The organism is Pseudarthrobacter sp. KH_020_B, from assembly GCF_057840185.1.
Map to the genome: position 1 here is coordinate 1,106,983 of NZ_CM174506.1, position 24,545 is coordinate 1,131,527.

Consider the following 24,545-nt stretch of genomic DNA (forward strand, 5'->3'; position numbering starts at 1 on the left):
TGATTGAGGAAATGACCCAGTCTGGCGAACCAGTGCCTCAGCCCATTTCCAGCCAAACATTTAGCGGCAGGCTCAACCTTCGGGTATCCCCTGAGCTACACCGAAAGCTGGCGATGGAAGCCGCAAACCACGGAGTTCCTCTGAATAAGTACGCAACGGAGCTTTTGACGGCCTGAGGGAACCGGCCGGTTACAACGAACGCTTAGCCGTAAGAATTTTCTGCAGCAGCCAGACCGAGCGCGGAATCGGCCAGAGGAGCGCCAACGCGAGCACCGGCACCAGCGAGATGCCGACGTCGGGAAACTGGCGGATGATGACGAAAAGGTGTGTGTCGAACCGGGCGGGGGCGTAGACGAGGCACAGCCAAAGGGCGAACCCGTCGAGGACGAGAGCCGCGGCGCCCCACGCCAAAGGACCCCACCGAGCCAGGGATCGAGCCCGCCGCCGCACCAAAAACCGGAGCGCCAGCCACAGGCTCACCAGCTCCGCCAGCAGCAGCGCCATCGCCACCGCCCAGCTGTACCGCTGGAGCCAGTCCTCGAATACGACGGCGGGGACGGGGGAGTGCCCGTGGAGAATCCGCAGGATGTTGGTGTCGATGGCCTTGAGCCTCGACGGGGCAGCGGTGTCGTTGCCGTTGATGACCAGGGCGACGCCGAGCCCCGACTCCGGAACCATGGCCAGGTAGGTGTGGCTGTTGCCCCATTCGCCCTGATGCTCCACGAGCCGCGGCAACGCCTCCTCCGGGACGGGCTGCGCCGCGGGATCGGCGGACTCCACGAGCGGCCGGGTGAACCACCCCATGGCATACCCCTTGGACCCGTCTACCTGCACCCGGGGCTCGAACATCGCCGCCACGCTCCCGGGCTGGAGGATCCGGGCATCGCCGTACCGCCCGCCGTCGAGCAGTGCGATCAGCTGGTGTCCCAGGTCCTCGGCCGAGGCGAAGAGGGTGGACGACGGCATGCCGGTGGTGGGTGCCGGCACGTCAGTCTGGCGCCAGAACGAGCCGAACCACAGCGAGTAGCCGGCGGCGGCGTTGTCCGCGCGCGCGGCGGTCCGCGTCGGATGGCTGTGCGTCATCTCAAGGGGCCCGAAGACGTGCTGCTTCAGGTAGTCCCCGAACGGCTGGCCGGAGACCGTCTGGACCAGGAGGCCCAGGATGTTGAAGTTGGCGCTGGCGTAGTGGAAGGCCGCGCCCGGTTCGCCGGCCAGCGCGGAACCTGCCAGGGCGCGGACCCCTTCTTCGATGGCCTCTGGGCCCTGCGCGTCGGAGGCTTCGAAGGCGGTGTCTTTGGACGACATGCCGCTGGCCTGGTGGAGCAGGTGGCGGATCGTGATGGCGTGCGAGCGGGTGTCGTCCAGGGTGAACCAGGGCAGGTAGGTCCGAACCGGCTCATCGAGCTGCAGCCGGCCGGCCTCCACCTGCTGCATCACGGCGATGGCCGTGAGGGACTTGCTGGTGGAGGCGAGCAGGACCGGCGTCTGGGCGGTCATCGGCCGGCCGGAATCGTCGGCGCGGCCGAACGCGGCGGAGTGCACCTGGACGCCGTCACGCACGACGGCGATGGCGGCGCCGGGAATCCCGAGGGCGTCGATCTGCTCCCGCAGGAAGCCATCCAGCGCGTCGTACGTCTGCCCGGGATCCGCGGGTTCTGTGGCTGGCGGGCGGGCCGGGTCCGGTGCCGGCGTGGTGGCGCCTCCGAGGACCCCTACGGCCACGAGGCACAACAGGAGGCAGCGCGCTGACCAGGAAATAGTTCGCATGCCCGTACCTGCACTTCGGCTGACCGTCCCTTCACGGTATGGCGTTGCTGAAAAGAAAACAATGCATGCCTGCCGGGCGTGGGCGGACGCTCAAACGGCAGTTTGCGGAAGGTGTTGTCAGTGCTCGGGCCGTGGGCCTACGCTGTGCCCACGGCCCCGCTCGGGGACCGGCCAGGATCCACCCCTCGATGGGTATCAGGCACACGCTGGGATGCCGCGTCCTGGACATTACGGGACAGGAATGACCATGACCAAGTATCTGTTTGAAGCAAACTACGTGGGCGACGGAATCAAGGGACTCATGCGCGAAGGCGGAACCAAAAGGCGAGAAGCGCTGGTGGAGGCGCTCAGTTCCGTAGGAGGATCGCTTGAGAGCTTCTACTACGCCTTCGGGGACACTGACGTCCTCGGCGTCTTGGATGTGCCGGACCAGGCGGGCGCAGCAGCCCTTTCGCTGATGATCAACTCCACCGGCAACGTGGACGTGCGCTTGAAGCCGCTCATGACGGTGGAAGATATTGACGAAGCGGTCAAAAAGACTCCGTCATACCGTGCTCCGGGGCAGTAGAGCGCACGGCACCTGGCCAGCGGGCCGCCGTCGGGAATTACGACGGCGGCGCCCGGGTTGCGCGCCGCATGTCGCCTTAGGGTGACGGTGGCAGGAGTTGCCCACCGGTTCGATCTCCCAGGTGATGCGGGAGGTGCCCTCGGCCTTGACGTCCTCGCCCCAGAGCGCAGTCATCGTCTGGACGAGTTTGCGGGGCGGGTCCACTTCGATGTTGTCCTCGCGTGCGGCGGCCCGGGTCGGATGGCTGTGGGCCATCTCCAGGGGCGTGAGGACGTGCTGCTTCAGATACCCGCCCCGTCACGGTACGGCGGCAGCCGGGTTGGGTGCCGACGGTGCGTGACCGGTCATGGTGAAGATCGTGAACATTTCAGAAGTAGCTACGAATGTTCACTATTTTCAACATTTGGTTCTCATGCCTGTTGTGGTGAATATATGGAACATCCGGCTGAAACTCCGTTCTTCCGCGCCATGGATTCGAAATCCTTTGGCGCGTCGGTCCGTAGCGCGCGTCAGGAGCGAAAGCTGACGCAGAGCGGCTTGGCCGAGCTCATCAACGCGAGCCGTCACACCATCGTCCGCCTGGAACAGGGCGAGAATGTTTCCTTGGAGACGGCTATCGCGGCGGTGCGGGCCCTTGAGCGGGACATTGCCCTTATTCCGCGGTTTTCACGTTTGGACGTCAAGCAGTGAGGCGGAATGAGCGGCTGGCCGTCTGGCTGCATGGCCGGCGGATTGCCTGGCTCACGGGAACGTCGTTGCGTCCGCGGCTTGACTACCTCCCGGCAGGTTCGGGGGATTGCGTCTGCGGCAAAGTACGATCAGTCGACCGCGGCACCGTCACGCCTCGCGCAAGTGGCAGCGATCGCGTCGACGCACAGCCGAAATGCTGCTGCATTCAAGATTGAGTTGTTGAAGGCTGTGGCATTCAATGTCCTCATCGGCAACGGTGACGCCCATCCCATCGGTGCTGATCCGGGAAACGGGCGAGGTGCAGTTAGCGCCCCTTTATGATGCCGCGCCGACGCTGCTGCTCTATGCTCGCAGCTCCAATGCAGGGCATTCAGTGGCCGGTCAGGCCCGGCTGAACTACATCACCCTGGACCATCTTGTGAGGGAGGCTGGCAGTTGGGGGATGGACGTCGAGGAAGCCCGCTCCGCCGTAACGGGCCTCCTCGTTGCCGCGGCGGAGGCGCATACGTCGGTTCCCGAGCGCCTCGCGCACCTGCCCGCCGTGGTGGCCGCTCGCGCCGAAGATCTCATTGCTGGCAGCTCGGCACGCAGGCAGCTGTAATCGGACCAGGCGGCGCCCGGGTTGGGCGCCGCCGGCTGACTCAGGTATACATGAGGGAACCCGGGGTGGTGAGCTTTTCACCGGTTTCCAGCCAGGTCTTGAGGCCGGAGAGGATCATCGGCCAGCCGCCGTAGAGTTCGTCGTTGGCGCCTTCGCGGAGCTCGTCGTGCGTGACGGTGAGGTGGCAGGAATCGCCCACCGGTTCGATCTCCCAGGTGATGCGGGAGGTGCCTTCGGCCTTGACGTCCTCGCCCCAGAGCGCGGTCATGGTCTGGACGAGTTTGCGGGGCGGGTCCACTTCGATGTTTTCGCCCTCGCCCAGGAGCGCTCCGCCGGCCTTCGGATTGCCCATCTCGAAGCGGCTCCCCGGTGTCCAGTCCGACTTGATGCTGTTGCCGAACTGGTATTTGCTGCGGATATCGCTGTCCGTGATGGCTTCCCAGAGCCGTTCCGGCGTGGTCTTGATGTAGATTTCGAAGATCTTTTCCATGGGACTTTCCAATCTGGATTTAAGGTCGCTGAGGGCAGCGGCCCATGGTTGTGCATATTTGCTGACCCAGCGGTCGTGGACCAGCCGGATGGGCACCGGATTCAGGAAATGCAGCTTTTCGCGGCCACGACGGCGGGTGACCACCAGTCCGGCTTCCTCAAGGATCCTGAGGTGCTTCATGATCCCGAAACGGGTCATGTCGAACCGGGCCTCCAGCGCGCTCAGCGTCTGCCCGTCCTCGCGGAAGAGCTCATCGAGCAGCTCCCTGCGGGTGGGGTCGGAGAGTGCCTTGAATACGGCGTCCACGGTTCAAGAATAGGTGACCGTTTGGTCACATGTCAATGGTTTTGTGACCGGATTCAGGACCGCTTCATCGCCCCTTCCCACACCAGCTTCACCGCTGCCCGGGCCCGGGTCCGCGCTTCCTCGGCATCGGACGGGGCCCGCACTACGAACTGGTAGTAGTACATGCCGTTGATGAGGTCGATCATGGCTTCGATATCGACGTCGGGCGAGAGCTCCCCGGTCTCGATGCAGTGCCGGATCTCGGCGGCCACGGGCTCGCGGCGCCGGGAAACGTGCCGGTTCCAGGACAGCACGCGGAGCTGTTCGTTCTTCAGACCCATGGCCACGCGCTTCTTGACCAGGGTCCCCACACGATCCTCGAGGGCCACCGACGCTTCCTCGTGGGCGTTCAGAATCGTCTCCAGGCTCGAGGCGCCGCGCTTCAGTTCGATCCCCGAACGGACGCTGTCCAGGGCCGCCGTACAGCGCGGCCCGGCTGACGCCGGACCGTTCAGTGATGGCGGAGATCGTCACGTCGCGGGTGTCCCGTTCGAGCAACAGGTCCACGGCAGCGGACAGCACGGTCGTCTCCAGCGACGTGTCACGTGGCCTCCCGGGGCGGCGGTCCGATTCCGACACAACCTCAAGCATCGGCGGCCACCAGCCTGCCGCGGAGCTGCGCGATCGTGGCCTCGCCCAGGCCGGCCCGCCGCACCGGCTCCAGCACACTTCCGTGGCGTTCGATCAGGATTCGCTGCATCGCATCCATGGAGGCCGAATGTGCGCCCATCATGGCACCCTGTTCAGTTCCCTCGCCGATGGCGGACTCCGGCATCAGCCCGCCCATGATCGCCCGCAGCCGCGGGAACAGCCGCGGCAGTCGGGTGGAAGTCTCGGCATAGTCGGCGGAAATGGGCTCCTGGGTGGCGCCCAGGGCAGAAAGTACGACGGCGGCGAACACGCCCGTGCGGTCCTTGCCGGCCGCGCAATGGAAAACGGTGGCTCCGTCGGCCATGGCCACCAGTGTGACGTCCAGAGCGAGCTGACCGGCCTGGCTTTCCAGGAGGTTCGCGTACCAGGCACCCACCTGTTGCGGCGTAGTCGAGGCGGACATGAGCTCCCGGTCGATGTCCTCCGGGGCAGCCACAGAAGCCGTCAAGGCCAGGTGGTGGTGGTTGACACCCGGCGCCGTGAGGGGGCCACGGCCCGTGAACAGCACCTCCTCCGGTGAACGGAGGTCGATGACGTGCCGGACGCCGTCGTCCACCATTTGCCGGGCGAAAGCAGCCGGCATGACGGAGACGTCATCGCTGCGCAGCAGCACGCCGGTGCGGGTGATGCCGCCGTCGACGGGCAGGCCGCCGAGATCCCGGAGGTTGACACCGGTACTCAGTACAGTGGTCGCCAAGACGGTGGACAGGGTGCGGGAGTCGTTTCCGATGTTCCGGCAGCGCCGGCTGTGGTCAGGACTGAGCCCCGTAGCAACTGCGCAAATCAGCCATGCAACCGAACAAAAAGTTGACGCTGGCATAGTTGAATGCTGCACCCGGTTCGCCGGCCAGCGGAGCATCCGCTAGGGCCCTGACCCCTTCTTCGAGAGCCTCCGGGCCCTGCGCGTCGGAGGCCTCGAAGGCCGGTTCCTTCGAGGCCATGACGCTGGCCTGGTGGAGCGGCGCGGCCGAAATAGATCGGGGTGGTACGGCGGTTACCCTTTAGGTGTCCATGAGTGAGCCAGGGGCGGTGAGCTTTTCGCCGGTTTCCAGCCAGGTCTTCAGGCCGGAGAGGATCATCCGTTCGCCGGGGCTCCGGCAAGACGCGGTCGGCTTGGCGAGCCCTGCTGCACCGCGGCCAGGGTCTGCGAGATGACGCTGACCCGCTGATCCACACTGGCGTTCGGCGGAGCTGCCACTTTGATTGCGTGGAAGCCTGTTTCCGGCAGCGTACCAGCGGCCTGCAGGCACTCCTCGATCCGGTCGGGGGTCAGCAGCGAGGCGGGCTCCAGGAGGTGGTGGTCCGAGGGGCCGTTGGAGCCCTCAGCGCCGGCACCGGCAGTAGCCGGCGGGACATGGATATCGTCCCAGGCCTCGCCGAACCTCGTGTCCACGCTGGCGCATCCGGAAAATACAACGCCGCGCAGAAGGCCACGATCACGGAGGTAGGCGATATGTTCGCCGGCGGCTTCAGGCCGTCGCTGCTCAATGACAGACCGGCCCCAGTTAATCACAATGCCCGTCGATTTCCCCGTGGCCTCGTTGGCCCGTTGAACCGCTTCGGCCTCCGCTTCCAGGCCAAGGAACCCCTTGGCCGGCGCCTGGCCTGGCATCAGGGCGTCGCAGTGCTCCAGGACGAGGCGGGCGCCGGCCGTGTCCCAGTCAGACAGTTCGATCAGCGACGCTTCCAGGGCAACGGCGGACGCGGCATCCCTGACCGCTACGGGGGCGGCGTGCAGTTCCAGGGCTACGACGGCGGGCCTCCCCAGGTGCTCGTTTAGCCGCTTCACCGCGTCCAGCGCTTCCTTGACGAAATCCAGGGCTGACCTTCGCCCGGACACGGAAGTTGAGGCAAGTCCAAAGCTCTTGTCGGCCTGAAGCCTGGCCATGGTCCCGGGGATCGTCGTCACCACAAAGCGGGCATCCTCGGGGAGCTGTCGCAGAAACCAGGCCTCGTCGTCTTTGTGCAGCTCCCCCGTGAAGGGAACTTCCAGGCCGGCCACACCGTCCAGGGCAAGGACGGAAGCCAGGAACCTCCCTTCGGCACCGGGATCCCACCCGGTGAGGCTTGGCGCGGCGGCATAGGCGCCAACGAAATAGGGGGTTTGGTCCCCGATTGTTTTAGTCATCATCGTCTCCATGGTGTGCGGGCTCTTAGCGGCTTACAGGTTCGCGCGCCTGGAGCATGGGTAGTTCGTGCCGGCGGGGGAGGCCTTCCCAGTCTCCCGGGACGAGGCAGGCGAACGCCCCGGTTGCTGCTGCGGTTTTGAGCCTGTCCTGCGGCCCGCAGCCGGTGACGAATTCGGCCAGGTATCCGGCGACGAAAGCATCACCGGCACCCACAGTGTCTACGGCGTCAACGGTGACCGCTGCCTGGCGGAATATCGTGCCATCAATCAGGGCAAGGGCGCCGTCTGCGCCGAGCTTGATGACAGCCTGGCCTGGCCCCAAAGCAGCTATTCGCCGGGCCAGCTCCTCCGGCTCGCCGGCGCCGACTGCTATTGCGGCTTCATCATCGCCGGCGAACACGATGTCAGCGAGCGGGATGATGTCCCGGTAGACGCGTCGTGCACCTTCGGCGGACCACAGATTGCCACGGTAGTTCAGGTCAAAAGAGACCGTCACGTTTTGGGCTCTTGCCGTGTCCACGGCATACCTGAGGGTTGCCTCCGCCTGCGGGGAGAGTGCGGGGGTGATGCCGCTGACGTGCAGCAGTTCAGCTCCGGAAATGAGTTGTTCGTCAATGTCTTCCGGCGTGATCCGGGATCCGGCACTGCCGGCGCGGTAGTAGCTGACGCGTTGGGTGGCTGGCGTCCGGCGTTCCTTGATCATCAGCCCGGTAGGGGCGGACGGGTCGACGGCGACACGAACGTCGACGCCTTCGGCCCGGATTTCCCGCTCTACCAGGTTGCCCAGGGAGTCAGCTCCTACGCGTCCGCACCAGACGGCCTGCACGCCGAGCCGCTGGAGGCCGATGGCGACGTTGGATTCGCAGCCGCCGATGCCCAGGCTCAGTGTGGAGGCGTGGGCGAGGGGGCCGATCTGGTCAGTACGCATCAGCGCCATGGTTTCCCCGAACGTGAGCACGTATGGCGCGGCGTTCACCGGCTTCCTCCGAGCTGGCCTGCGGTCTGGTCGACCAGGTCACGGACCCGCCGTGCCCGCGCCGTGAGCTCCTGCAGGTCGCCGCCCTTGAAAGCATCGCCCAGCAGCGGCCCGCCCAGACTGACCGCAAGTGCTCCGGCCTGGATCCAAGCGGGGACGTCGTCGATGTCCACCCCGCCGGAAGGGATGACCTGGATATCGGGAAAGGGCCCGCGGAGCTGTGAGACGTAGCCGGCACCCACGGTGGAGGCTGGAAAGACCTTGACGGCGGTGGCGCCCAGTTTCCATCCGGCGTGGAGTTCGGTGGGCGTCAGGCCGCCCGGGTAGACGGCCACGCCGCGGCGGACGCAGGCGGAAATAATGTCAGGATCGGTGACGGGGGTGACGATGTAGGCCGCGCCCAGATCCAGGGCGGTTTCGGCTTCGTCTGCAGCGGTGACGGTTCCGACGCCGATTTCCAGGCATCGCCGAACCTCTCCTGCAGGCGGGGCAGTTCGTCCCAGACCCCTGGAGTGCTCAGGGTCAGTTCGATGCTCAGTACGCCGCCGCGCTGGAGTGCCTCGATGATCGGGGCGTACTCCGAGGCATGGGAGGCACGGAGTACGGCAACCACCCGCGTTGCGTTGAGGATGGAGGATGGGGCCGGGCGGAAAAGAATGCCTTGGTCGTTGAGGCGCTGCATGAATAGTTCTTTCTGGTGGTCAGGTGAGCAGTGGTGACGTGCCCGACGGCGGCGAATGCCGCCGTCGGGCAGTCAAGAGGTCTACTTGACGTGCTGTGCCACGGTTGCATCCGTCATGGCTGCGTTCGCTTGGCTGACCGCGTTGTTGGCCGGCTTCGCATCTTCCGGGTCGGTGAGGTCGCGGTCGAGAGTCTCGGGCGTCATCCTGGTCGCGATGAAGCTAACGAGCATCACCAAGGACATATAGATGGCCACCGGGATCCATGAGTTGCTGAACATTGCCAGGAGTCCGGCGCAGATCATCGGGGCGATGCCTCCACCAATGATTGAAGCGAATTCACGTCCCAAGGTGACGCCGGCGTAGCGGTAGCGGCTGCCGAAGATTTCCGGGAAGTAGCTCATGTGCACGCCCACAACCCCCTGGCAGGCCAGCATAAAGCCGACAACCATCACCAAAATGATGGCCACGGGCGATCCGGTGGTAAGAAGCATGAAGGCGGGTGCGGGGAAGAGAACAAGCGCTCCAGTGATGAGCGAGACGACGCGCCGGCGGCCGATCTTGTCCGACAGCATTCCGAAGGCCACGGCCGCCACACCGCCGCAAAGTGCACCGATCAGGAGCACCTGAGGGATGAATTTGCGGTCCACTCCGACGATTGAGATCAGATAGGTCGCCATGAAGACCTGGATAGTGTACGACTGTGCGCTGACGCCGAACGTCATCATCGTTACCCGAAGTACGTTGGCTTTGCCGAACTTCGCGACCTCCTTGAGCGGAGCGGGGGGTTCTTCACGGGTCCGCTTGATCTCTTCGAAGACCGGGGATTCATCCAGCTTGCGCCGGATGACCATGGCGGCAATGGTGACGAAGATACTGGAGAGGAAGACAAGCCGCCAGCCCCAGTTCATCATGTCGTCGGGGGCGAGTGCCTGGGCGGCCATCCAAACGAGCGCGCCAAGTGCGGTTCCGGCTGCGGCGCCCACCATGATCAGGGATGCCATCTTGCCTCGCGTGCCGAGACGGGCGGATTCAGTGAGGAGGGTGGCACCGCCGGACTGTTCTGCGCCAGCTCCAAAGCCTTGGCCCGCCCGGCACAGAACAAGGAGGACCGGAGCCCAAACGCCAATCTGGTCGTAGGTTGGCAACAGGCCGATGAGCAACGTGGCACCGCCCATGATTAACAACGTAGTGACGAGGACCCACTTGCGGCCGAGACGATCACCGAAGTGTGAGAAGAAGATTCCGCCGATGGGGCGGGCCAGGAATCCAACCGCGAATGTGCTGAAACTTGCGATCATGGCGACGGCCGGGGATTCGTTGGGGAAGAAAAGCTCGCCGAAGACGAGAGCTGCCGCCGTCCCATAAATGACGAAGTCATACAGTTCGAGTGTTGTCCCTATGAGGCCGGCAAGAGCTGCCTTACGGACCTTACTTTGATCAAGTTCCTTGTGTGGAACGTGTGCTGTGGTCATGTCCATACTCCTTTGAATGGATGCTGCGTGGGCCGGCCCTCGGACTGGGCGCGGACCGGTCTGAAGCCGTAATTTTTCAGTAGGTGATGAGTACTTTGAGGTTGCTGGGGTCCGCCGCGGGGGCGGTGAGCGCTGCCACGGCTTCTTCCAACGGGTAGGTGGCGGTGATGATGGACGGCAGGTCCACGGTTCCCGATGAGGCGAGTTTGATTGCTGTCGGGAATGCGTTGGCGTAGCGGAAGGCGGTGACGAGATCGATTTCGTAGCGCTGGAGGAAGCCGAGCGGAATTCCGTCCACGGTGGGCCGGGCCTGGCCGACGACTGTGGCACGAGCTGCCGGCGCCATGGTCTGGATGCCGGCAGCCAAGGCGTGCGTGTTGCCGGAGCATTCGATCAGGCGGTCCATGTTTGTCAGGTCCAGAGGTGCCGTGGCCGTGTTTATGGTGCGGGTCGCGCCGAATTTGGAGGCTAGGGCGAGGCGGTCATCGTTCACGTCTGTCACCACGATCTCTGATGCACCTTTGGCGGCAGCAACCTGGGACACAAGCAACCCGATGGGGCCCGCGCCGGTGATGAGCACGCGGTGCCCGGCCTGGATCTGGGCGCGTTCCACTGCCCAGACGGCGACGGCGAGCGGTTCGATCGCGGCTCCGATTTCGGCGGGGATCGCAGCGGGCAGTGCGTGGACGGCAGCTTCAGGAACCACCACGTGCCGGGCAAAGAGCCCATCGGTGGGAGGTGAGCCGAAGCAGGTTCCTGCGGGGCAGAGGTTGTACCGGCCTGAAAGGCAGGTGGGGCAGTTTCGGCAGGGAAGCGCCGGTTCGATGACGACGGCGGTGCCCGCGGCGACGATGGCGTCAGAACCTGCGGCGATGACCACTCCTGCGCCTTCATGCCCCAGCACCGTTGGCTGGGTGAGGACATTGGTGCCGTTGCGGCCGTCGGCGTAGTAGTGCATGTCGGAGCCGCAGATGCCACCGGAGCGCATCTCCACCAGGACGTCGGTGGGGCCGAGGGGCCGCAGGGACTTGTGTTCAATGCGGATGTCCAGCGCGCCGTGCAGGACGGCGGCCTCGGTGGTAGTGGGAAGTTCGGTCCGCGCGCCAGGCGCGAAGGTCTGGGTGGTCATGGTGTGCTCCGCGTGGTTTGGAGGGAAGAAGCATGGGGGCGGGAAGGTGTGCCGGCCTCGGTGATCGCGGCGCTGGGGCCGTGGGCGTGCAGTGTGTCGATGAGTTCGCCTGTGCGTTTGATGAAGGCCGCCCGGCCGGCCAGTTCGTCGCCGAGGAGGTGGTGGCCGGCGAGGACCCGTTCTGCCAGTTCCTGGCCGGAGCGTGACTGGCCTGCCAAGGTTGAGAGCAGTCCGCGGGCCGGGTCTTCCATGGCGGTGGCCTGTGGGCCTGGGTCAAACCCGTTGAGCGGTGCGATGCAGGTCAGGTACGCGGCTGTAGTGAGCGCCAGCAGTTGCGGCATGTCTCCGTTGTCCAGCATCTGCAGCGCCGGAAGCGGGATCCGCTGGCGGAGTTTGACGGATCCGTCGGAGCCCACCTGGCTGGTCCGGTGGCCCAGGGCGGTGTTCCGCCAACGGGAAAAGAGCTGCTCCTCATAGGCGTCGACGTCCACCCCTGCCGGCACCGCGACGCTGGGAAGGTATTCGTTCCGCAGTACCGAGCGGGCGGCCAGTTCGATGTGGGTGTGGGCGACGGAGTCCGGGATGGTGACAGCGCCGGCGAGTGCTCCGACGTAGGCGATCAGCGAGTGGGTGCCGTTAAGCAGCCGGACTTTGAGCTGTTCGTAGCCGGCGACGTCGTTGGAGAACACGGCCCCGCCGGCCTCCCAGGCCGGGCGCCCGGCGATGAAGTTGTCCTCCACGATCCACATGGTGAACGGCTCGGCCGGCACGGGGATGAGGTCCGTGTAGCCGGCCTGGGCCGCAACGAGGTTGCGGTAGTGGTCCGTCGTGGCCGGCACGATCCTGTCCACCATGGAGGACGGAAATGTGGTGCAGTTGTCGATGAAGGCCAGGGTTTCGGTGGCTTCGGCGGGGGAGAGGAGTGTGGCGAATTCGCGGACCAGCCGCTGGGTGTGGTGACCGTTGTCCGCGAGGTTGTCACAGCTGAGGATGGTCACGGGCTCCGCGTGGGTCCTGGCCCTGTGCTGCAGGCCGCGGACGATCTGTCCGATGGGCGTCCGGGGCGGACCTGCGATGTCGAGGTCGTGCCGGATGGCAGGGTCCCGCAGGTTCAGTGAGCCGGTGGCCGGCGTGTAGCGGTAGCCGTTTTCAGTGACTGTCAGGGAGACGATGCGCGTCGCGGCGTCGCCGATGACCTGAACCACCCGGTCCGGGTTGCCGGCCGCCGTAAAGGCGTCCGTGTGGACGCGGGGAACCGAGAACTTTGAACCAACAGGCGAGATCTCCACCACCGTGTACAGCATGTCCTGGGCGTGCATGGCATCCGGGATGGCTGAGGAGCGGCTAGAGACTCCGATGATGCCCCAGTCTCCGCCGTGGGATGCAACGGCGGCGTCCGTGTAGACGGCCTGGTGGGCACGGTGGAAGTTGCCAAGGCCCAGATGGACGATGCCGGGAGCCGGGGCGGCCTGGCGCCGCAGGATTCCAGGCATGGCGGCAGAGAGCGGGGGAATGCTGGCGGGATTCATGGGCTACCAGTCCTTCATGGAGCCGTCGAGCTCCCGGGCGATGGGCAGGTACGCCTGCTTGTAGGGGAAGCGGGCTGCTGCGGCCTCGTCCACGTGGACTCCGAGGCCGGGCTCATCTCCGGGGTGCAGGTAGCCGTCCTCGAAGCGGAAGCTGGACTGGAAGACTTCGGACACGATGGGGTCGTAGCCCATGTATTCCTGGATGGCGAAGTTGCTGGTAGCCAGGCCCAGGTGCAGAGACGCTGAGAGGTTGATGGGGGAGACGTCGGAGGGGCCGTGGGGGGCGCCCTTGATCTGGTAGACCTCGGCCAGCGCCAGGATTTTGCGGACGTGTGAGATGCCTCCGGCGTGGACGACGGCGGTGCGGATGAAGTCGATGAGCCGTTCGGTGATGAGTAGCTCGCAGTCCCAGATTGTGTTGAAGACTTCGCCGATGGCCAGGGGGATGGTGGTCTGCTGGCGAAGGGTGCGGAGCAGCCGCTGGTTCTCGGCCGGGGTCACGTCTTCGAGCCAGAACAGGTCCACGTCTTCCAGGGACCGGGCGAGTCGGGCGGCTTCGGTGGGGTTGAGGCGGTGGTGGACGTCGTGGAGCAGTTTCAGCTCGGGCCCGACATGCTCACGGACCGCGGAGAGGATCTTGGGGGCGTGGCGCAGGTAGGCGTAGGTGTCCCAGTCCTCCTCGATGGGTCCGGCGCCGCGGCCTGCGGGCTCGTAGCTGGCGGCGCCCTTGGTGACGCCGTAGACCTTGTCCAGGCCGGGAACGCCGGACTGGGCGCGGACGGCCCGGAAGCCCTGCTCGCGGCGCTTGTCCACGGAGTCGAGGAGCTCTGGCAGGTCCCACCCGGTGGCATGGGTGTAGGTGAGGATTTTGTCCCGGGCCGCGCCGCCGAGCAGCTGGTACACCGGAACGCCCAGGGCCTTGCCCTTGATGTCCCACAGCGCGAGGTCGATGGCACCGATGGCGGCCATGGTGACGGGCCCGCGGCGCCAGTAGGCGCCCCGGTAGAAGTACTGCCAGGTGTCCTCGATCCGATCGGCGTCCCGTCCGAGCAGCGCCGGGGCCAAGTGGTCCCGGAGGTAGCTGGCGACCGATAGTTCGCGTCCGTTAAGGGTGGCGTCTCCCCAGCCGACGATGCCGTCGTCGGTGGTGATCTTCAGGGTGACGAAGTTGCGGCTGGGGCTGGTGACCAAGACGTCGACATCGACGATTTTTCGGGTCATCGTGAAATCACCACGTTCTTCAGGGCTTCGTTGTTGGACAGCCGGGTGATGTTTTCGGCGATCTCGAGGGCGCGGCCGCGGAAAGTTTCGGCGGTGACGCCGGAGGAGTGCGGGGTCATGATGATGTTGTCGAGCCGGTCAAACGGCAGTGCGGATGGCACGCTCCGCCCATCAGTACCGGGGTACTGGTACCAGACATCGACGGCGGCCCCTGCGATCTTGCGGTCCTTCAGGGCTTCGTAGAGCGCTGCCTCGTCAAGGACAGGGCCGCGGGCAACGTTGACAACCTGGCCTTTCGGGCCGAGGTTTTCCAGTTCCTCGGTACTCACCAGCGCCGTCGTTTCGGCACTCAGCGGGATGCTGATGAGGAGAATGTCGGATTCACTGAGCGCCTCGTTGAGTCGGTCGGTGGTCCCGGCCCAGCTCAGGCCGTTCGCCTGAGGGTCCACAGTGCCGCTGCGGGTGATCGCGATTCCTTCGGCCCCGAACGCCTGAAGGAGCTTCCATGCGGCGCTGCCAATGTGGCCAAATCCCAGGAAAGTAACAACCGCCCCGCGGAGTGTCTCCGGCTGGGGGATGTCCCGTGAATACACCGAGGAGGCCCAGATGCCGCTGCGGAGGGCGGCGTCCTGGCCAAGCAGGTTCCGGCGGAGTGCCACCAGTGCAGCCGCGATGTACTCGGCGATGGAGCCTTCGTGGTGGAACGTGTTGGCGCACACCGCGCCTGCCGGGAGGGCATCGGCTTCGATGCCGTCGTAGCCTGCACCGGCCACATGCACCAGTCGAAGATTGGGGGCCTGTGTTCCCATGGCTTCGGTGAACTTGGGTCCTACATAGACGTCGGCGTCTTTAAGGTCAGTAAGGACCGAGTGCTCATTCCAGCTGTCGTGCCAGGAGGTGAGGGCGCCTGCGGGGAGCGCTGCCTCCAGGGTGGCCCGCTGGGGCATCAGGTTGGGGTCGGCAATGACGATTCTCATGGTTACTTTCCTTGGAGGGCGTGGTTTGCGGTGCGTGCGGCGAAGGTGGAGCCGCGGACTATGAGCTGTGAGCTGAGGTGGACGGCCTCGGTGGCGGACTGCTTTCCGCCGATTTGTTCGAGTAGAAGTTCGAGGGCGAGGGAACCGCTTCGGCCAATCGGGACGCGCACCGATGTCAGGCCGGGCTCCGCGGCTGCGGCAATGTCAAGGTCATCGATACCCACAACGCTGATGTCTTCGGGGCAGTGGCGTCCGAGGGTGCGGGCTCCGGCCAGCATGCCGATCGCCACGAGGTCGTTGTAGGCGATCACCGCAGTGGCGCCGCTGGCGACAACCGACGCCGCGGCGGCAAGGCCGCCGTCGACCGTGGCATTCTGGTTGCCGACAGTCACCAGCTCGATGCCCCAGTTGTCGCAGAACCTGCTGATCGCGGCGAGGCGCTGGCCGTTCGCCCACGACGACGCCGGGCCGGGAATGTAGGCGAGCTTCCGGTGGCCCAGAGCGTGGAGGTGTTCCACGGCCTGGCGGAGACCTTCGCCGGCTTCCATCAGCACGCGTGCCGCATGGTCGGCCTCGCCGTTGATCACCACAAGGGGTGTGGTGCCCGCCAGTTGGTGAATCTGGTTCGACGGAAGGCGGGGCGAGCAGAGGATGATGCCGTCAACGCCGGTGGTGAATGACTCGAGGTGGTCACGTTCCCTGGTGGAGGATTCAGATGTGTCCGCCAGCACCATCCGGTGCCGCCCGTGCCAAGCCTGGTCCTGGATGGACTTTATCAGTGCCGCGAAGACGGCGTTGGAGATGTCGGGAACAATGACGCCGAAGGTACGGCTGCCGGAGAGGCCGGGCACCTCATAGCCAAGCTGCAGTGCAGCATCGACCACTTTTTGGCGTGTTTCGGAGGCTAGTCGGCCCGGGTCGCTGAACGCCCTCGACGCCGTCGCCAGCGATACACCCGCGAGCTTTGCGACGTCCGTGAGTTTGGCCGACATGGATCCTCCAGTTGCTTCGTTGAAACCTTGCCTCATAAGTATGGAAAGAGTTGTACAACATTGTCAAGCGTTTTCCATGATTCACGTCACAGCGCGGTGTGCGGTGTCGGTCGGCGGGTGGCGGCCACGGCACCCCTGTATCCTGACAATGTAGGTTCAAGGGCTCCAGCGGCCATAGACCAAGCTCGGTTCGCGGCCGGATGACGGTCTGGAATTTTGGGCCGTAGCCTTGGATGTCGTGGAATCGCCGCCCGCAATCGTCAGTCTCCGATCCGCCCCGGACTCTTGGAATGGATCATTTATCAGTACCGACATGCCAGCTCCCGTGGGACTCCCGACGTCGGTCATCAAGCCCTCGCGCACAGCTGCGGTGGATGAACGCGCCCCCGTGACCTGGGCCGAGGCTGGTGTCAGCATGACCGCGCGCTGGCGTTCGGCGAACGGCAGGTCGGCGCCGACGCGCGTCGAAGTGGTCACAGACTCCCTCACGGCCGATGAGGCGAACCGGATGGCGTCACAGGGGACCGCGATGCTCTGGCACGGTGACTTCCATAACGCGCGGCAGATCCTCAACGCCATGGACCGGCGGGTGAGCGCCGGAAAGAAAAAGTTCGCAGGATCTCCGGCCGATGGGTTCTACCGGCATCGCCAGTCCCGCTCGCATCGTGCGCGCATTCTCGGCCTGCTGCTGATTCCTCTTGAGCCGGGCCCTGTGGTGCCGCTGCGCCGTGCACCGGATATCCGGGAGGCCGCCGCTGAAGCGTACGGCGATATCGGCGAATCTTCCGTTGTGTCCCTGCATGAGCTTGTCGGGGCAATTGGCGCCCACGAGTGGCGACGGAATGGCGTCTACGTCGATGCCCTGCAGGGCCGCATCCACCCGCACTATGGCACGTTCTTCCCCACCCGGAGTGAGTATGTGGATCTCGTGGCCGCCGCGCCGCTGCCCTCTGACACGCTGGCGTTCGACGTCGGAACCGGCACCGGGGTGCTCGCTGCCGTCCTCGCGCGCCGTGGCGTCCACCGCGTGGTAGCGACGGACAATGAACCGCGGGCCATCGCCTGCGCCGGTGAGAATTTCCGGAACCTCGGTGTCCAGGACCGTGCTGAGGCCGTCCTGACCGACATGTTCCCGCCCGGACGGGCGCCGCTCGTTGTGTGCAACCCGCCCTGGATTCCGGCCACGCCGCATTCCACCCTGGACAACGCCGTCTACGACCCCGGGAGCAGGATGCTGTTCCGCTTCCTGAACGAACTCTCCGACCACCTGCAGCCGGGCGGTGAGGGCTGGCTTGTGCTCTCCGACCTGGCCGAGCGCCTTGGCCTGCGGTCGCGTAACGATCTGCTGGCCGCCATCGAGGCGGCTGGGCTGAAGGTGATGGAACGGCTCGACACCAAGCCGACGCATCCGAAGGCATCGGACCGCAATGATCCTCTGTTCGAGGCGCGCTCGGCCGAGGTCACATCCCTGTGGCGGCTTGTTCCGAGATAGCCCGGCGCACGCCGGACACTTGGGTTTCAGCGGGCCGGCGCAGGTGGGACGATGAATCTGTGGGCCCCTTCTTCGATTTTGTCAGCCACTACTGGTGGCTTGTCTTTCCGTTGAGCGCCGTGATGGGCGGGTGGGCCCGGCAGTGGTCCAAAGCGAGCGAACGCCGCCACCTCCGCCGGGTGGAGCTCTACAAACTCAAGAACCAGTCGGTGCAGGCCGAACAGGCCAGCCAGGCGGCGGTCCTCTCGCTGGTGGCAGCGCACGACGCCGTGAACCGGCGGTGGCTGGAATATGAGCTTGACGTGGGGAAACTCATCGATTTTCCGGTCATGACGGATGTACGCGAACCCCTCACGGTCGCCTTCCTCCGGGCCAAGCGGGAGGCTGACGGTTTGCGCCCGGCCAAACCGGAGGAGATTACGACGGCGGCCCGGCTGGCCGAATACCGGGCGGCCGTGCACAGCTACGAGCTGGCGTTCGACGTCGCGGAGCGGGAAGCTAAGGGGATCAGGGACAGCAATTTCACGGGGCCCGAACGCCAGCGGTTGGCGACGGCCCGGAAGCTGCTCAACATCGCCTCGGACAGTGCCGCCACCCCGGCGGAGCGGCAGACGGCCTACAAGCGCGCCCGGCGGGAGCTGGACGGGCTGATCGTCCTGCCCGAGGCGACGCTTGCCGCCCTGGAGGAGAGGATCGCCGGGGAGCTCGACCCGCCGCACGCCGCGGATACCGATTGACGCAGGCGCCTGGGTGAATACCTCGTTCTACCTCGCGTCCGCGGCCGGACAGCCGCTTATGGGCAGGCTCGCGGACCGTTTCGGGCCGCGGCGCCTGTTCACGTTCGGGATGGCACTGGTGGCGGTGACCTGTGCGCTGGCTCCGTTCGCGCCCAACTTTGCGCTGGTCTGCGTGGCCCGCGCGCCGTCGTGATGGCGGTGCCCCCCCGGGGGGATTACTTCGTTACGTGAACAACCACTGCCTTCTCGACGGCTTGTACCGCCCCGGCGTTGTCGATTCCTGTAACTGTCCAGTTGCTGAGCAATAGCACGGTCTTGCCAGTGTCAGAGTTGTAGACGACCTTTTTGAAGCCCAAAGCCGATAGCTCGTCATCAAGCGCCTCCGCATTCATTCCTGCAGCGTTGGCCGGGATTGCGGCAGTCGCTGGAGCAGCAGGAGCCGGCACTGGGGCTGCCACAACGGCAGGAGCAACAGGTTGAGCTGTCACCGTGGCGGTCGCCGTTACGGTCACTGTTGCCGTTGCCGTCTGAGTCACGGTTTGGGTGACGGTGGGAACTGCCTGCGGTGAGCCCGCGCAGCTCGAAAGGGCCAAGCACAGGAGCGCGCCGCTGGCCAAATTTGTGGTGATTTTCAAACTAATTCTCCCTTGAATGTGTTGGCAAATTTGAATGCTCTGTTGCCGCGCCCTTTCCCGTTCGGGCACTGTTGGACCTCTGCACACGCCCTTGACCAAACGAATAACCATCGGAGATGGAATTCATGAACCCGTTGATGTCCCCCTGGACAGCGCCCAGGGGGCATTTGGGCTCAAATGGCAGCGGATATTTCGGTTGCGCACGTCCGACGGCGGCATCGGCGCTAAAGCCTTTGGGCGCTGAACTGAACCGGCCCGCTAGAGGCCCGTCGTGCTCACTCCGTACTCGGCCTGCTCCGGGGTGAAGCCCTCGTAGAGCAGTTGCTCGACCAGCCCACTGCGCGAGAAGGAGCTGAAGTCCAAGTAACTCTTGGCGGATTTGGCCGCCTGCGCGTTCCAGTCGACTGTTACTCGGTCCACAGCCCATGTCGCATCTTCGGTCGAATATTTCTCGTATTCGAGTTGATGGATCAGACCGGGACGCGAGAAGGCACTGAAATCGAGGTAGTCACCAGCGGCCCGCAGAGCATTCTGCTGGCTGACCGTACCCCTCGTGGCTGCGGCCTCAGCCTCTGCAGCAGCCTTAGCTGCTGCGGCGTCAGCCTCAGCCTTGGCTTTGGCAGCCGCGTCAGCTTCGACTTTTGCTTTGGCCGCTGCGTCGGCCTCAGCCTTAGCAGCAGCATCGGCCTCAGCTTTTGCCTTAGCCGCCGCATCAGCCTCAGCCTTGGCTTCTGCAGAGGCTTCAGCTTCAGCAGCAGCTACGGCCGGATCCTGGGTGGGCGTTGGTGTGGCAGATGCGGTCTGGGCTGCCGTGGCGACCTTGGGAGTGGAAGCAGCGGGCGCAATCGAAGGGGCAGAGCCCGCCCGGGCCGAGTTGACGACGATGCTGAGGAGAATGACAACGCCGGTGACGATCAGGGCGATCTTCCTGTGCCTGTCGTAGCCTTCCAGCGGAAGTCCCTGCTTGTCGCGGGTCCTATTGGTAAGCACGAGAATCAGATCAATCAGGGCCCAAATGCCGAGGCCGCCGAAGGTGACCAACTTCAGGATGCCGGTGCCCACCTTCCCAAGGTAGAAGCGGTCAACGCCGAGTACGCCAAGGAGTAGCGAGAGCAGCCAAGTCGTTAGGAACGACTTGTTGCTTACCGGCGGTTGACCATAGCCGTAGTTCGGGGGATAGGGGGCAGTGTAGGGTTGCTGGCTCATGAGAGTCCTTTCATAGGACACCTGACCGACGTGCGATGCGAAGCGTGCGGGGTTGGGTGCGGTGATGGACGCGCATGGAGGAAATGGAGCGCGGCGCGCAAAGGCGGTACACCGCACAATCCGACAAATACAAGAATCTTCGCTTCCCCCAATAGCGTCAAAGTCATTTAATTAGATCCGAGAAAACGCCGCCATTTTGGTTCCTAGGAGAAAACTGCGCGAATCTTGATTATCAATTGATGCTTTGTGGTCCCCACCAGCCACGCCCCGCGGTGACATTCGCATTAGGTATTTTTTGCCGAAGGATGTGGCCAATCGCCGCGCATTAGTCAGTCGTCGCGTTGGCTACGCCCTTGGCCAGGCCCATAAACATCGTCCGGTGCAGGATGTCCACGTGCTTGCGGGAGACCTCCACGGCCTTCTGGACATCGCCGGCGCGCAGGGCTGCCACGAGCTCGACGTGGTCGCAGTTCGATTTGTGCAGCAGTTCGATGGGGTAGGGAATGAAGTACTCATAGAGCTCGGCCAGCGCCTCGTGGTAAACCTCGACGGCGGTCCCCAGCCCTGATGCCGTGCCCACCAGCTGGTGGAACTGCTCGTCTGCCTGGTGGTAGTCGGACCAGTCCGAGGACTCGGCCATGTCCCGCGTCAACCGGTCCAGCTCGTTCAGCTGTTCAGCCGTGGCGTTGACCGCTGCATAATGCGTCACGGCGCATTCGAACAGCAGCCTGCGGTCCACCAGCCGGTTCACGGCCCGGGACTCGGCCGGTGATGCGGAGAGTTCGGCCAGTACGCTCTGCGGAGGCTCATCCGCCACGAAGGTTCCGCCGGCCCGGCCCCGACGGCGGACCACCACGCCCTGCTCGGCCAGGCTCGCCAGCGCGCGGCGGGCGGTGATAGGGCTGACCGACAGGCCCAAGGCCACGTCCTCCTGGTCGGGCAGGCGCTCGCCAGGTTTCAGCAACCCCAGGGAAATCGCCATGCCGATCCGCAGGCGCACGGCGTCGATGGCGCTGCGCCGGTCGATGCCGGCCAGCCTGCCGGCGCCGATGGGCGAAGGCTCGGCGGTGTCCTCCAACTGACGGGTCATATCCGCTACTTTACGGCCCAAACCTGCCTCTTCCCATAATTGGATCATTCTGATCTAATATTAGTCAGATCACATCCCCAACGCGGAGATAACCCATGCAACGCATCCTTCCCCTCATCGCTGTCCAGGCCCGGCCCCGGCTCATCGGCGAACCTGTCTCGGCCTTCGCGGACGAGGTCAAAGCAGCCCTCGCCGCCCAGCCGCACAGCAAGCTGGTCGTCTTCCCCGAGCTGCACCTCTTCGGCGACCAGGACCCGGACCTGCAGCGCACCGAGATGCTCCAGGCCTCCGCCGAACCGCTGGACGGTCCCCGCGTTAGGGAACTACGGCAGCTCGCCGCGGACCTCGGCATCTGGCTGGTCCCGGGCAGCGTGTGCGAGCGCGGCCCGGAAGGGCAGCTGTTCAACACCCAGCTGGTCCTTTCCCCTCAGGGGGAGCTCGCCGGCTACTACCGGAAGGTCTTCCCATGGCGCCCCTTCGAGCCCTACGACCCCGGCGACAGGTTCACCACCGTGGACCTGGCCGGCGTCGGCAGGGTGGGCCTGAACATCTGCTACGACGCATGGTTCCCGGAGGTCTCCCGCCAGCTCGCCTGGATGGGCGCCGAGGTGATCCTCAACGTCGTCAAAACCACGACGCCGGACCGCAAGCAGGAGCTGGTGCTGGCCAAGGCCAACGCCATCGTGAACCAGGTCTTTGTGGTCAGCGTCAACTGCGCCGGCCCCACCGGGAAAGGCCGGAGCATCATCGTGGACCCGGAGGGCAACACCCTCGCCGAGGCCCCCGACGACGCCCCCGTGCTGCTGACCGCGGAATTGGACTTTGCCGCCGTCGGACACGTCCGCACGCACGGCACCGAGAACCTCAACCGCCCCTGGTCGCAGTTCCGCGAGGGGGAGGCCGCCGTCGAACTTTCCGTCTACCAAGGCCGGATCAACCCGGCCACCTGGACACCGCCGTCCTACAAGCCGTAAGGAAACACCGTGACAACAACCCTCACCCGCACGCTGAAACTGCCCTCCCTGGTCCTCTTCGGCCTGGCGTACCTCACCCCGCTGATCGTCCTGGGAATCTTCGGCATCATCGCCGAAACTACCGGCGGCGCAGCGCCGGCCGCGTACCTCGTGGCGCTCGTGGCCATGCTGTTCACCGCACACAGCTACGGCCGGATGGCCATCGCCTACCCTGTGGCCGGCTCCGCCTACACCTACGTCCGCCGGTCCATCGATTCCCGGGTGGGGTTCCTGGTGGGCTGGGCCGTCCTGCTGGATTACCTCTTCCTGCCCATGGTCATCTGGCTCATCGGCGGCTCCTACCTGAGCGCCCAGTTCCCCGGAATCCCCATCGGACTCTGGATCGTGGGCTTCATCCTCATCACCACGCTGCTGAACATCCTGGGCATCAAGGTGGCGGACAAGGCCAACTACGTGCTGATGGCGTTCCAGCTGCTGGTCATTGTGTTCTTTGTCGCGCTGGCCATCGGCAACGTGGTGTCCACCGCCGGTGCCGGGGGACTGGCCAGCAGTCAGCCGTTCTTCAACGACACCGCCAGTTTCGCCACCATCTCCGCCGGGGCCGCGATCGCCGCGTACTCGTTCCTGGGGTTCGACGCCGTCACCACACTCACCGAGGAGACCATCGAACCGCGCAAAACCGTGCCGCGCGCCATCATGCTGGTGGCGCTGATCGGCGGCGGCATCTTCGTGGCGGTGTCCTACGTGACCCAGCTGGTCCATCCAGGCGGCGTGTTCGAGGACTCGGCCTCCGCGGCCAGCTCCATCGCCCTGCAGATCGGCGGGCAGCTGTTCGGTGCCGTGTTCCTGGCCGGCCTGGTGGTGGCGCAGTTCGCCTCCGGCCTCGCCGCGCAGGCCAGCGCCTCCCGTCTGCTGTACGCGATGGGCCGCGACTCCGTCCTGCCCAAGGCCGTCTTCGGCAGGCTCAGCGAGAAGTTCCACACCCCGGTAGCGAACCTGGTCATCACCGGCATCGTGGGCCTGATCGCGATCTTCCTGGACGTGGCAACCTCGACGTCGTTCATCAACTTCGGTGCCTTCACCGCGTTCACGCTGGTGAACGCCTCGGTGGTGTTCCACTTCGTGCGCCAGCGCCGGGTCGGGCAGCAGCTGAACCCCATGTCCTACGTGGTGGTCCCGGTGGTCGGAGCCATTATCTGCGCCTACCTGCTCTCCCAGCTGGACAGTAACGCCATTACGCTGGGAGTGTCCTGGCTGGTGCTGGGCGTGGTGGTCCTGGCTCTGATCACCCGCGGTTTCAAGGCGGCGCCGCCGGAGATGACGGCCACGGAAAAGGCGTCGGTCGAGTCGGCCGCCTGACCCTGACAGTCTGTACCAGGCCGCTGAGCCGAGGAAAGGAACAGCCGTGAGGATTGCGCTGGGGCAGCTGGAATCGGGCGCCGACATCCAGGCCAACCTCGCCGCGATCGACCGGTTCGCCGCAGAGGCAGCGCTCGACGGCGCCGGGCTGGTCGCCTTTCCGGAGTACGCCACTTACGAGAAGAAGAAAGTGGACGCGACATTTCCGGAGGTGGCCGAGCCGCTGGACGGCGCGGTCTGCCAGGAGCTCGCCGGCATCGCCCGCCGCCACCGCATCGCTCTGGTGGCGGGCGTGGTGGAAACGTCGGAGGAGCCGGGCAGGGCGTACAACACCCTGGTGGCTTTCGGGCCCGACGGCGGCCGGCTGGCTTTCTACCGGAAGATCCACCTTTTCGACGCGCAGGGCTTCGGGGAGTCGACGTTCATCAAGCCCGGGCCGTCCACTGCCCCGGTGGTGTTCGAGCACGGGGGAGTGCGGTTCGGCCTGATGACCTGCTACGACCTGCGGTTCCCCGAGCTGGCCAGGTCACTTGCCGACGCCGGCACCCAGGTTCTGCTGGTCTGCTCGTCGTGGGTGCCGGGCACCCATAAGACGGAGCAGTGGTTGGCGCTGAACGCGGCGCGCGCCATTGAGAACAGCGTTTACGTGGCAGGGGTGTGCCAGGCGCCGCCGGTCTCCGTGGGCCGGAGCGTGCTGGTCGATCCCATGGGTGTTGTTGAAGCTGACCTCGGCTTAGAGCCTGGCGTCCGGGCGGCCAACGTCTCGCTTGAGACGGTGGCCAGAGTGCGGGAGTCGTTCCCAATGTTCCGGCAGCGTAGGCTGTAGAGCACAA

26 protein-coding genes and 4 pseudogenes are annotated in these 24,545 nt (G+C 65.3%); 10 read left to right on the plus strand and 20 right to left on the minus strand.

Annotation, left to right across the window (positions count from 1 at the left end):
- Positions 1-11: 11 nt before the first annotated feature.
- Positions 12-176 (plus strand): toxin-antitoxin system HicB family antitoxin, encoded by a 165-nt coding sequence (locus AC3IT0_RS05290; protein ID WP_489323724.1) that lies wholly within the window; start codon positions 12-14, stop codon positions 174-176.
- Positions 177-189: 13 nt separating this feature from the next.
- On the opposite strand, the gene AC3IT0_RS05295 is transcribed toward AC3IT0_RS05290, so the two are convergent.
- Positions 190-1,767 carry a serine hydrolase domain-containing protein gene (locus AC3IT0_RS05295; RefSeq protein WP_489322728.1) on the minus strand — a complete coding sequence of 526 codons (1,578 nt, stop codon included), beginning with the start codon at positions 1,765-1,767 and terminating at the stop codon, positions 190-192.
- 247 nt (positions 1,768-2,014) lie between these two features.
- On the opposite strand from AC3IT0_RS05295, the gene AC3IT0_RS05300 reads away from it, so the two are divergent.
- Complete coding sequence (locus tag AC3IT0_RS05300) at positions 2,015-2,335, plus strand: GYD domain-containing protein (protein ID WP_489322729.1); 321 nt, start codon at positions 2,015-2,017, stop codon at positions 2,333-2,335.
- Between the two features lie 87 nt (positions 2,336-2,422).
- Here the strand turns inward: AC3IT0_RS05300 and AC3IT0_RS05305 are convergent.
- Positions 2,423-2,551: pseudogene (locus AC3IT0_RS05305) on the minus strand (ArsR family transcriptional regulator); the annotation flags it as partial.
- A 120-nt stretch (positions 2,552-2,671) separates the two neighbouring features.
- Between AC3IT0_RS05305 and AC3IT0_RS05310 the strand changes: the two are divergent.
- Both AC3IT0_RS05310 and AC3IT0_RS05315 read left to right on the plus strand, forming a co-directional pair.
- Entirely contained in the window at positions 2,672-3,025 is a 354-nt protein-coding gene (locus tag AC3IT0_RS05310) for a helix-turn-helix transcriptional regulator (protein ID WP_489322730.1), read from the plus strand.
- Between the two features lie 238 nt (positions 3,026-3,263).
- Positions 3,264-3,626 (plus strand): hypothetical protein, encoded by a 363-nt coding sequence (locus tag AC3IT0_RS05315; RefSeq protein ID WP_489322731.1) that lies wholly within the window; start codon positions 3,264-3,266, stop codon positions 3,624-3,626.
- A 40-nt stretch (positions 3,627-3,666) separates the two neighbouring features.
- Here AC3IT0_RS05315 and AC3IT0_RS05320 read toward each other — a convergent pair whose 3' ends face one another.
- The 15 genes and pseudogenes from AC3IT0_RS05320 to AC3IT0_RS05390 form a co-directional block, all read right to left on the minus strand.
- Positions 3,667-4,422 (minus strand): ArsR/SmtB family transcription factor, encoded by a 756-nt coding sequence (locus tag AC3IT0_RS05320; protein ID WP_489322732.1) that lies wholly within the window; start codon positions 4,420-4,422, stop codon positions 3,667-3,669.
- Between the two features lie 53 nt (positions 4,423-4,475).
- Positions 4,476-4,790 (minus strand): TetR-like C-terminal domain-containing protein, encoded by a 315-nt coding sequence (locus AC3IT0_RS05325; protein WP_489322733.1) that lies wholly within the window; start codon positions 4,788-4,790, stop codon positions 4,476-4,478.
- 136 nt (positions 4,791-4,926) lie between these two features.
- Positions 4,927-5,052: pseudogene (locus AC3IT0_RS05330) on the minus strand (hypothetical protein); the annotation flags it as partial.
- Positions 5,045-5,809 (minus strand): tyrosine-protein phosphatase, encoded by a 765-nt coding sequence (locus AC3IT0_RS05335; protein ID WP_489322734.1) that lies wholly within the window; start codon positions 5,807-5,809, stop codon positions 5,045-5,047. The gene AC3IT0_RS05335 and the pseudogene AC3IT0_RS05330, both read right to left, overlap by 8 nt.
- A gap of 304 nt (positions 5,810-6,113) precedes the next feature.
- Positions 6,114-6,200 (minus strand): annotated as a pseudogene (locus tag AC3IT0_RS05340) (ArsR family transcriptional regulator); the annotation flags it as partial.
- Positions 6,188-7,252, minus strand: a complete 1,065-nt coding sequence (locus AC3IT0_RS05345; protein ID WP_489322735.1) for a DUF4862 family protein — start codon at positions 7,250-7,252, stop codon at positions 6,188-6,190. The pseudogene AC3IT0_RS05340 and the gene AC3IT0_RS05345, both read right to left, overlap by 13 nt.
- Positions 7,253-7,265: 13 nt before the next feature.
- A complete protein-coding gene (locus AC3IT0_RS05350) occupies positions 7,266-8,216 on the minus strand; it encodes a sugar kinase (RefSeq protein WP_489322736.1) in 951 nt (316 codons plus the stop codon).
- A complete protein-coding gene (locus AC3IT0_RS05355; protein WP_489323725.1) occupies positions 8,213-8,626 on the minus strand; it encodes a bifunctional 4-hydroxy-2-oxoglutarate aldolase/2-dehydro-3-deoxy-phosphogluconate aldolase in 414 nt (137 codons plus the stop codon). Before AC3IT0_RS05355 ends, AC3IT0_RS05350 begins: the two co-directional genes overlap by 4 nt.
- On the minus strand, positions 8,527-8,898 hold the full coding sequence (locus AC3IT0_RS05360) for a hypothetical protein (protein WP_489322737.1): 372 nt from the start codon (positions 8,896-8,898) through the stop codon (positions 8,527-8,529). Before AC3IT0_RS05360 ends, AC3IT0_RS05355 begins: the two co-directional genes overlap by 100 nt.
- Positions 8,899-8,979: 81 nt before the next feature.
- Complete coding sequence (locus AC3IT0_RS05365; protein ID WP_489322738.1) at positions 8,980-10,371, minus strand: MFS transporter; 1,392 nt, start codon at positions 10,369-10,371, stop codon at positions 8,980-8,982.
- A 76-nt stretch (positions 10,372-10,447) separates the two neighbouring features.
- On the minus strand, positions 10,448-11,500 hold the full coding sequence (locus tag AC3IT0_RS05370) for an NAD(P)-dependent alcohol dehydrogenase (RefSeq protein ID WP_489322739.1): 1,053 nt from the start codon (positions 11,498-11,500) through the stop codon (positions 10,448-10,450).
- A complete protein-coding gene (locus AC3IT0_RS05375) occupies positions 11,497-13,029 on the minus strand; it encodes a mannitol dehydrogenase family protein (RefSeq protein WP_489322740.1) in 1,533 nt (510 codons plus the stop codon). The genes AC3IT0_RS05370 and AC3IT0_RS05375 overlap by 4 nt, the downstream gene beginning before the upstream one ends.
- Before the next feature lie 3 nt (positions 13,030-13,032).
- Positions 13,033-14,250 (minus strand): D-mannonate dehydratase ManD, encoded by a 1,218-nt coding sequence (manD, locus tag AC3IT0_RS05380; RefSeq protein ID WP_489322741.1) that lies wholly within the window; start codon positions 14,248-14,250, stop codon positions 13,033-13,035.
- Positions 14,247-15,227: a 2-hydroxyacid dehydrogenase gene (locus tag AC3IT0_RS05385; RefSeq protein WP_489322742.1), complete on the minus strand. Its 981-nt coding sequence runs from the start codon at positions 15,225-15,227 to the stop codon at positions 14,247-14,249. The genes manD and AC3IT0_RS05385 overlap by 4 nt, the downstream gene beginning before the upstream one ends.
- A gap of 2 nt (positions 15,228-15,229) precedes the next feature.
- Positions 15,230-16,219: a LacI family DNA-binding transcriptional regulator gene (locus AC3IT0_RS05390; RefSeq protein WP_489322743.1), complete on the minus strand. Its 990-nt coding sequence runs from the start codon at positions 16,217-16,219 to the stop codon at positions 15,230-15,232.
- 313 nt (positions 16,220-16,532) lie between these two features.
- Here AC3IT0_RS05390 and AC3IT0_RS05395 point away from each other — a divergent pair, with 313 nt between their 5' ends.
- From AC3IT0_RS05395 to AC3IT0_RS05405, 3 genes and pseudogenes are all read left to right on the plus strand, one after another.
- Positions 16,533-17,711, plus strand: a complete 1,179-nt coding sequence (locus AC3IT0_RS05395) for a methyltransferase (RefSeq protein WP_489322744.1) — start codon at positions 16,533-16,535, stop codon at positions 17,709-17,711.
- Positions 17,712-17,770: 59 nt separating this feature from the next.
- Positions 17,771-18,448 carry a hypothetical protein gene (locus AC3IT0_RS05400; RefSeq protein WP_489322745.1) on the plus strand — a complete coding sequence of 226 codons (678 nt, stop codon included), beginning with the start codon at positions 17,771-17,773 and terminating at the stop codon, positions 18,446-18,448.
- Between the two features lie 10 nt (positions 18,449-18,458).
- Positions 18,459-18,632: pseudogene (locus AC3IT0_RS05405) on the plus strand (MFS transporter); the annotation flags it as partial.
- Between the two features lie 31 nt (positions 18,633-18,663).
- Here AC3IT0_RS05405 and AC3IT0_RS05410 read toward each other — a convergent pair.
- From AC3IT0_RS05410 to AC3IT0_RS05420, 3 genes are all read right to left on the minus strand, one after another.
- On the minus strand, positions 18,664-19,083 hold the full coding sequence (locus AC3IT0_RS05410; RefSeq protein WP_489322746.1) for a hypothetical protein: 420 nt from the start codon (positions 19,081-19,083) through the stop codon (positions 18,664-18,666).
- Between the two features lie 258 nt (positions 19,084-19,341).
- Positions 19,342-20,289, minus strand: coding sequence for an Ltp family lipoprotein (locus AC3IT0_RS05415; RefSeq protein ID WP_489322747.1), 948 nt, complete (start codon positions 20,287-20,289; stop codon positions 19,342-19,344).
- 325 nt (positions 20,290-20,614) lie between these two features.
- Positions 20,615-21,379, minus strand: a complete 765-nt coding sequence (locus tag AC3IT0_RS05420; RefSeq protein WP_489322748.1) for a FadR/GntR family transcriptional regulator — start codon at positions 21,377-21,379, stop codon at positions 20,615-20,617.
- A 95-nt stretch (positions 21,380-21,474) separates the two neighbouring features.
- Here AC3IT0_RS05420 and AC3IT0_RS05425 point away from each other — a divergent pair, with 95 nt between their 5' ends.
- From AC3IT0_RS05425 to AC3IT0_RS05435, 3 genes are read left to right on the plus strand one after another with little or no spacing between them, the layout of a single operon-like run.
- On the plus strand, positions 21,475-22,353 hold the full coding sequence (locus AC3IT0_RS05425) for a carbon-nitrogen hydrolase family protein (RefSeq protein WP_489322749.1): 879 nt from the start codon (positions 21,475-21,477) through the stop codon (positions 22,351-22,353).
- 9 nt (positions 22,354-22,362) lie between these two features.
- Positions 22,363-23,712, plus strand: coding sequence for an APC family permease (locus tag AC3IT0_RS05430; protein WP_489322750.1), 1,350 nt, complete (start codon positions 22,363-22,365; stop codon positions 23,710-23,712).
- 46 nt (positions 23,713-23,758) lie between these two features.
- Positions 23,759-24,538, plus strand: a complete 780-nt coding sequence (locus AC3IT0_RS05435) for a carbon-nitrogen hydrolase family protein (protein WP_489322751.1) — start codon at positions 23,759-23,761, stop codon at positions 24,536-24,538.
- Positions 24,539-24,545: the final 7 nt, after the last annotated feature.

What these genes read in the sequence shown, in the direction of transcription:
- AC3IT0_RS05395 (WP_489322744.1), top strand. Translation starts at nt 16,533, where the DNA reads ATGCCAGCTCCCGTGGGACTCCCGACGTCGGTCATCAAGCCCTCGCGC.
- AC3IT0_RS05360 (WP_489322737.1), bottom strand. Translation starts at nt 8,898, where the DNA reads ATGCAGCGCCTCAACGACCAAGGCATTCTTTTCCGCCCGGCCCCATCC.
- AC3IT0_RS05390 (WP_489322743.1), bottom strand. Translation starts at nt 16,219, where the DNA reads ATGTCGGCCAAACTCACGGACGTCGCAAAGCTCGCGGGTGTATCGCTG.
- AC3IT0_RS05365 (WP_489322738.1), bottom strand. Translation starts at nt 10,371, where the DNA reads ATGACCACAGCACACGTTCCACACAAGGAACTTGATCAAAGTAAGGTC.
- AC3IT0_RS05345 (WP_489322735.1), bottom strand. Translation starts at nt 7,252, where the DNA reads ATGGAGACGATGATGACTAAAACAATCGGGGACCAAACCCCCTATTTC.
- AC3IT0_RS05370 (WP_489322739.1), bottom strand. Translation starts at nt 11,500, where the DNA reads ATGACCACCCAGACCTTCGCGCCTGGCGCGCGGACCGAACTTCCCACT.
- AC3IT0_RS05420 (WP_489322748.1), bottom strand. Translation starts at nt 21,379, where the DNA reads ATGACCCGTCAGTTGGAGGACACCGCCGAGCCTTCGCCCATCGGCGCC.
- AC3IT0_RS05415 (WP_489322747.1), bottom strand. Translation starts at nt 20,289, where the DNA reads ATGAGCCAGCAACCCTACACTGCCCCCTATCCCCCGAACTACGGCTAT.
- AC3IT0_RS05375 (WP_489322740.1), bottom strand. Translation starts at nt 13,029, where the DNA reads ATGAATCCCGCCAGCATTCCCCCGCTCTCTGCCGCCATGCCTGGAATC.
- manD (WP_489322741.1), bottom strand. Translation starts at nt 14,250, where the DNA reads ATGACCCGAAAAATCGTCGATGTCGACGTCTTGGTCACCAGCCCCAGC.
- AC3IT0_RS05290 (WP_489323724.1), top strand. Translation starts at nt 12, where the DNA reads ATGACCCAGTCTGGCGAACCAGTGCCTCAGCCCATTTCCAGCCAAACA.
- AC3IT0_RS05385 (WP_489322742.1), bottom strand. Translation starts at nt 15,227, where the DNA reads ATGAGAATCGTCATTGCCGACCCCAACCTGATGCCCCAGCGGGCCACC.
- AC3IT0_RS05425 (WP_489322749.1), top strand. Translation starts at nt 21,475, where the DNA reads ATGCAACGCATCCTTCCCCTCATCGCTGTCCAGGCCCGGCCCCGGCTC.
- AC3IT0_RS05315 (WP_489322731.1), top strand. Translation starts at nt 3,264, where the DNA reads ATGTCCTCATCGGCAACGGTGACGCCCATCCCATCGGTGCTGATCCGG.
- AC3IT0_RS05300 (WP_489322729.1), top strand. Translation starts at nt 2,015, where the DNA reads ATGACCAAGTATCTGTTTGAAGCAAACTACGTGGGCGACGGAATCAAG.
- AC3IT0_RS05295 (WP_489322728.1), bottom strand. Translation starts at nt 1,767, where the DNA reads ATGCGAACTATTTCCTGGTCAGCGCGCTGCCTCCTGTTGTGCCTCGTG.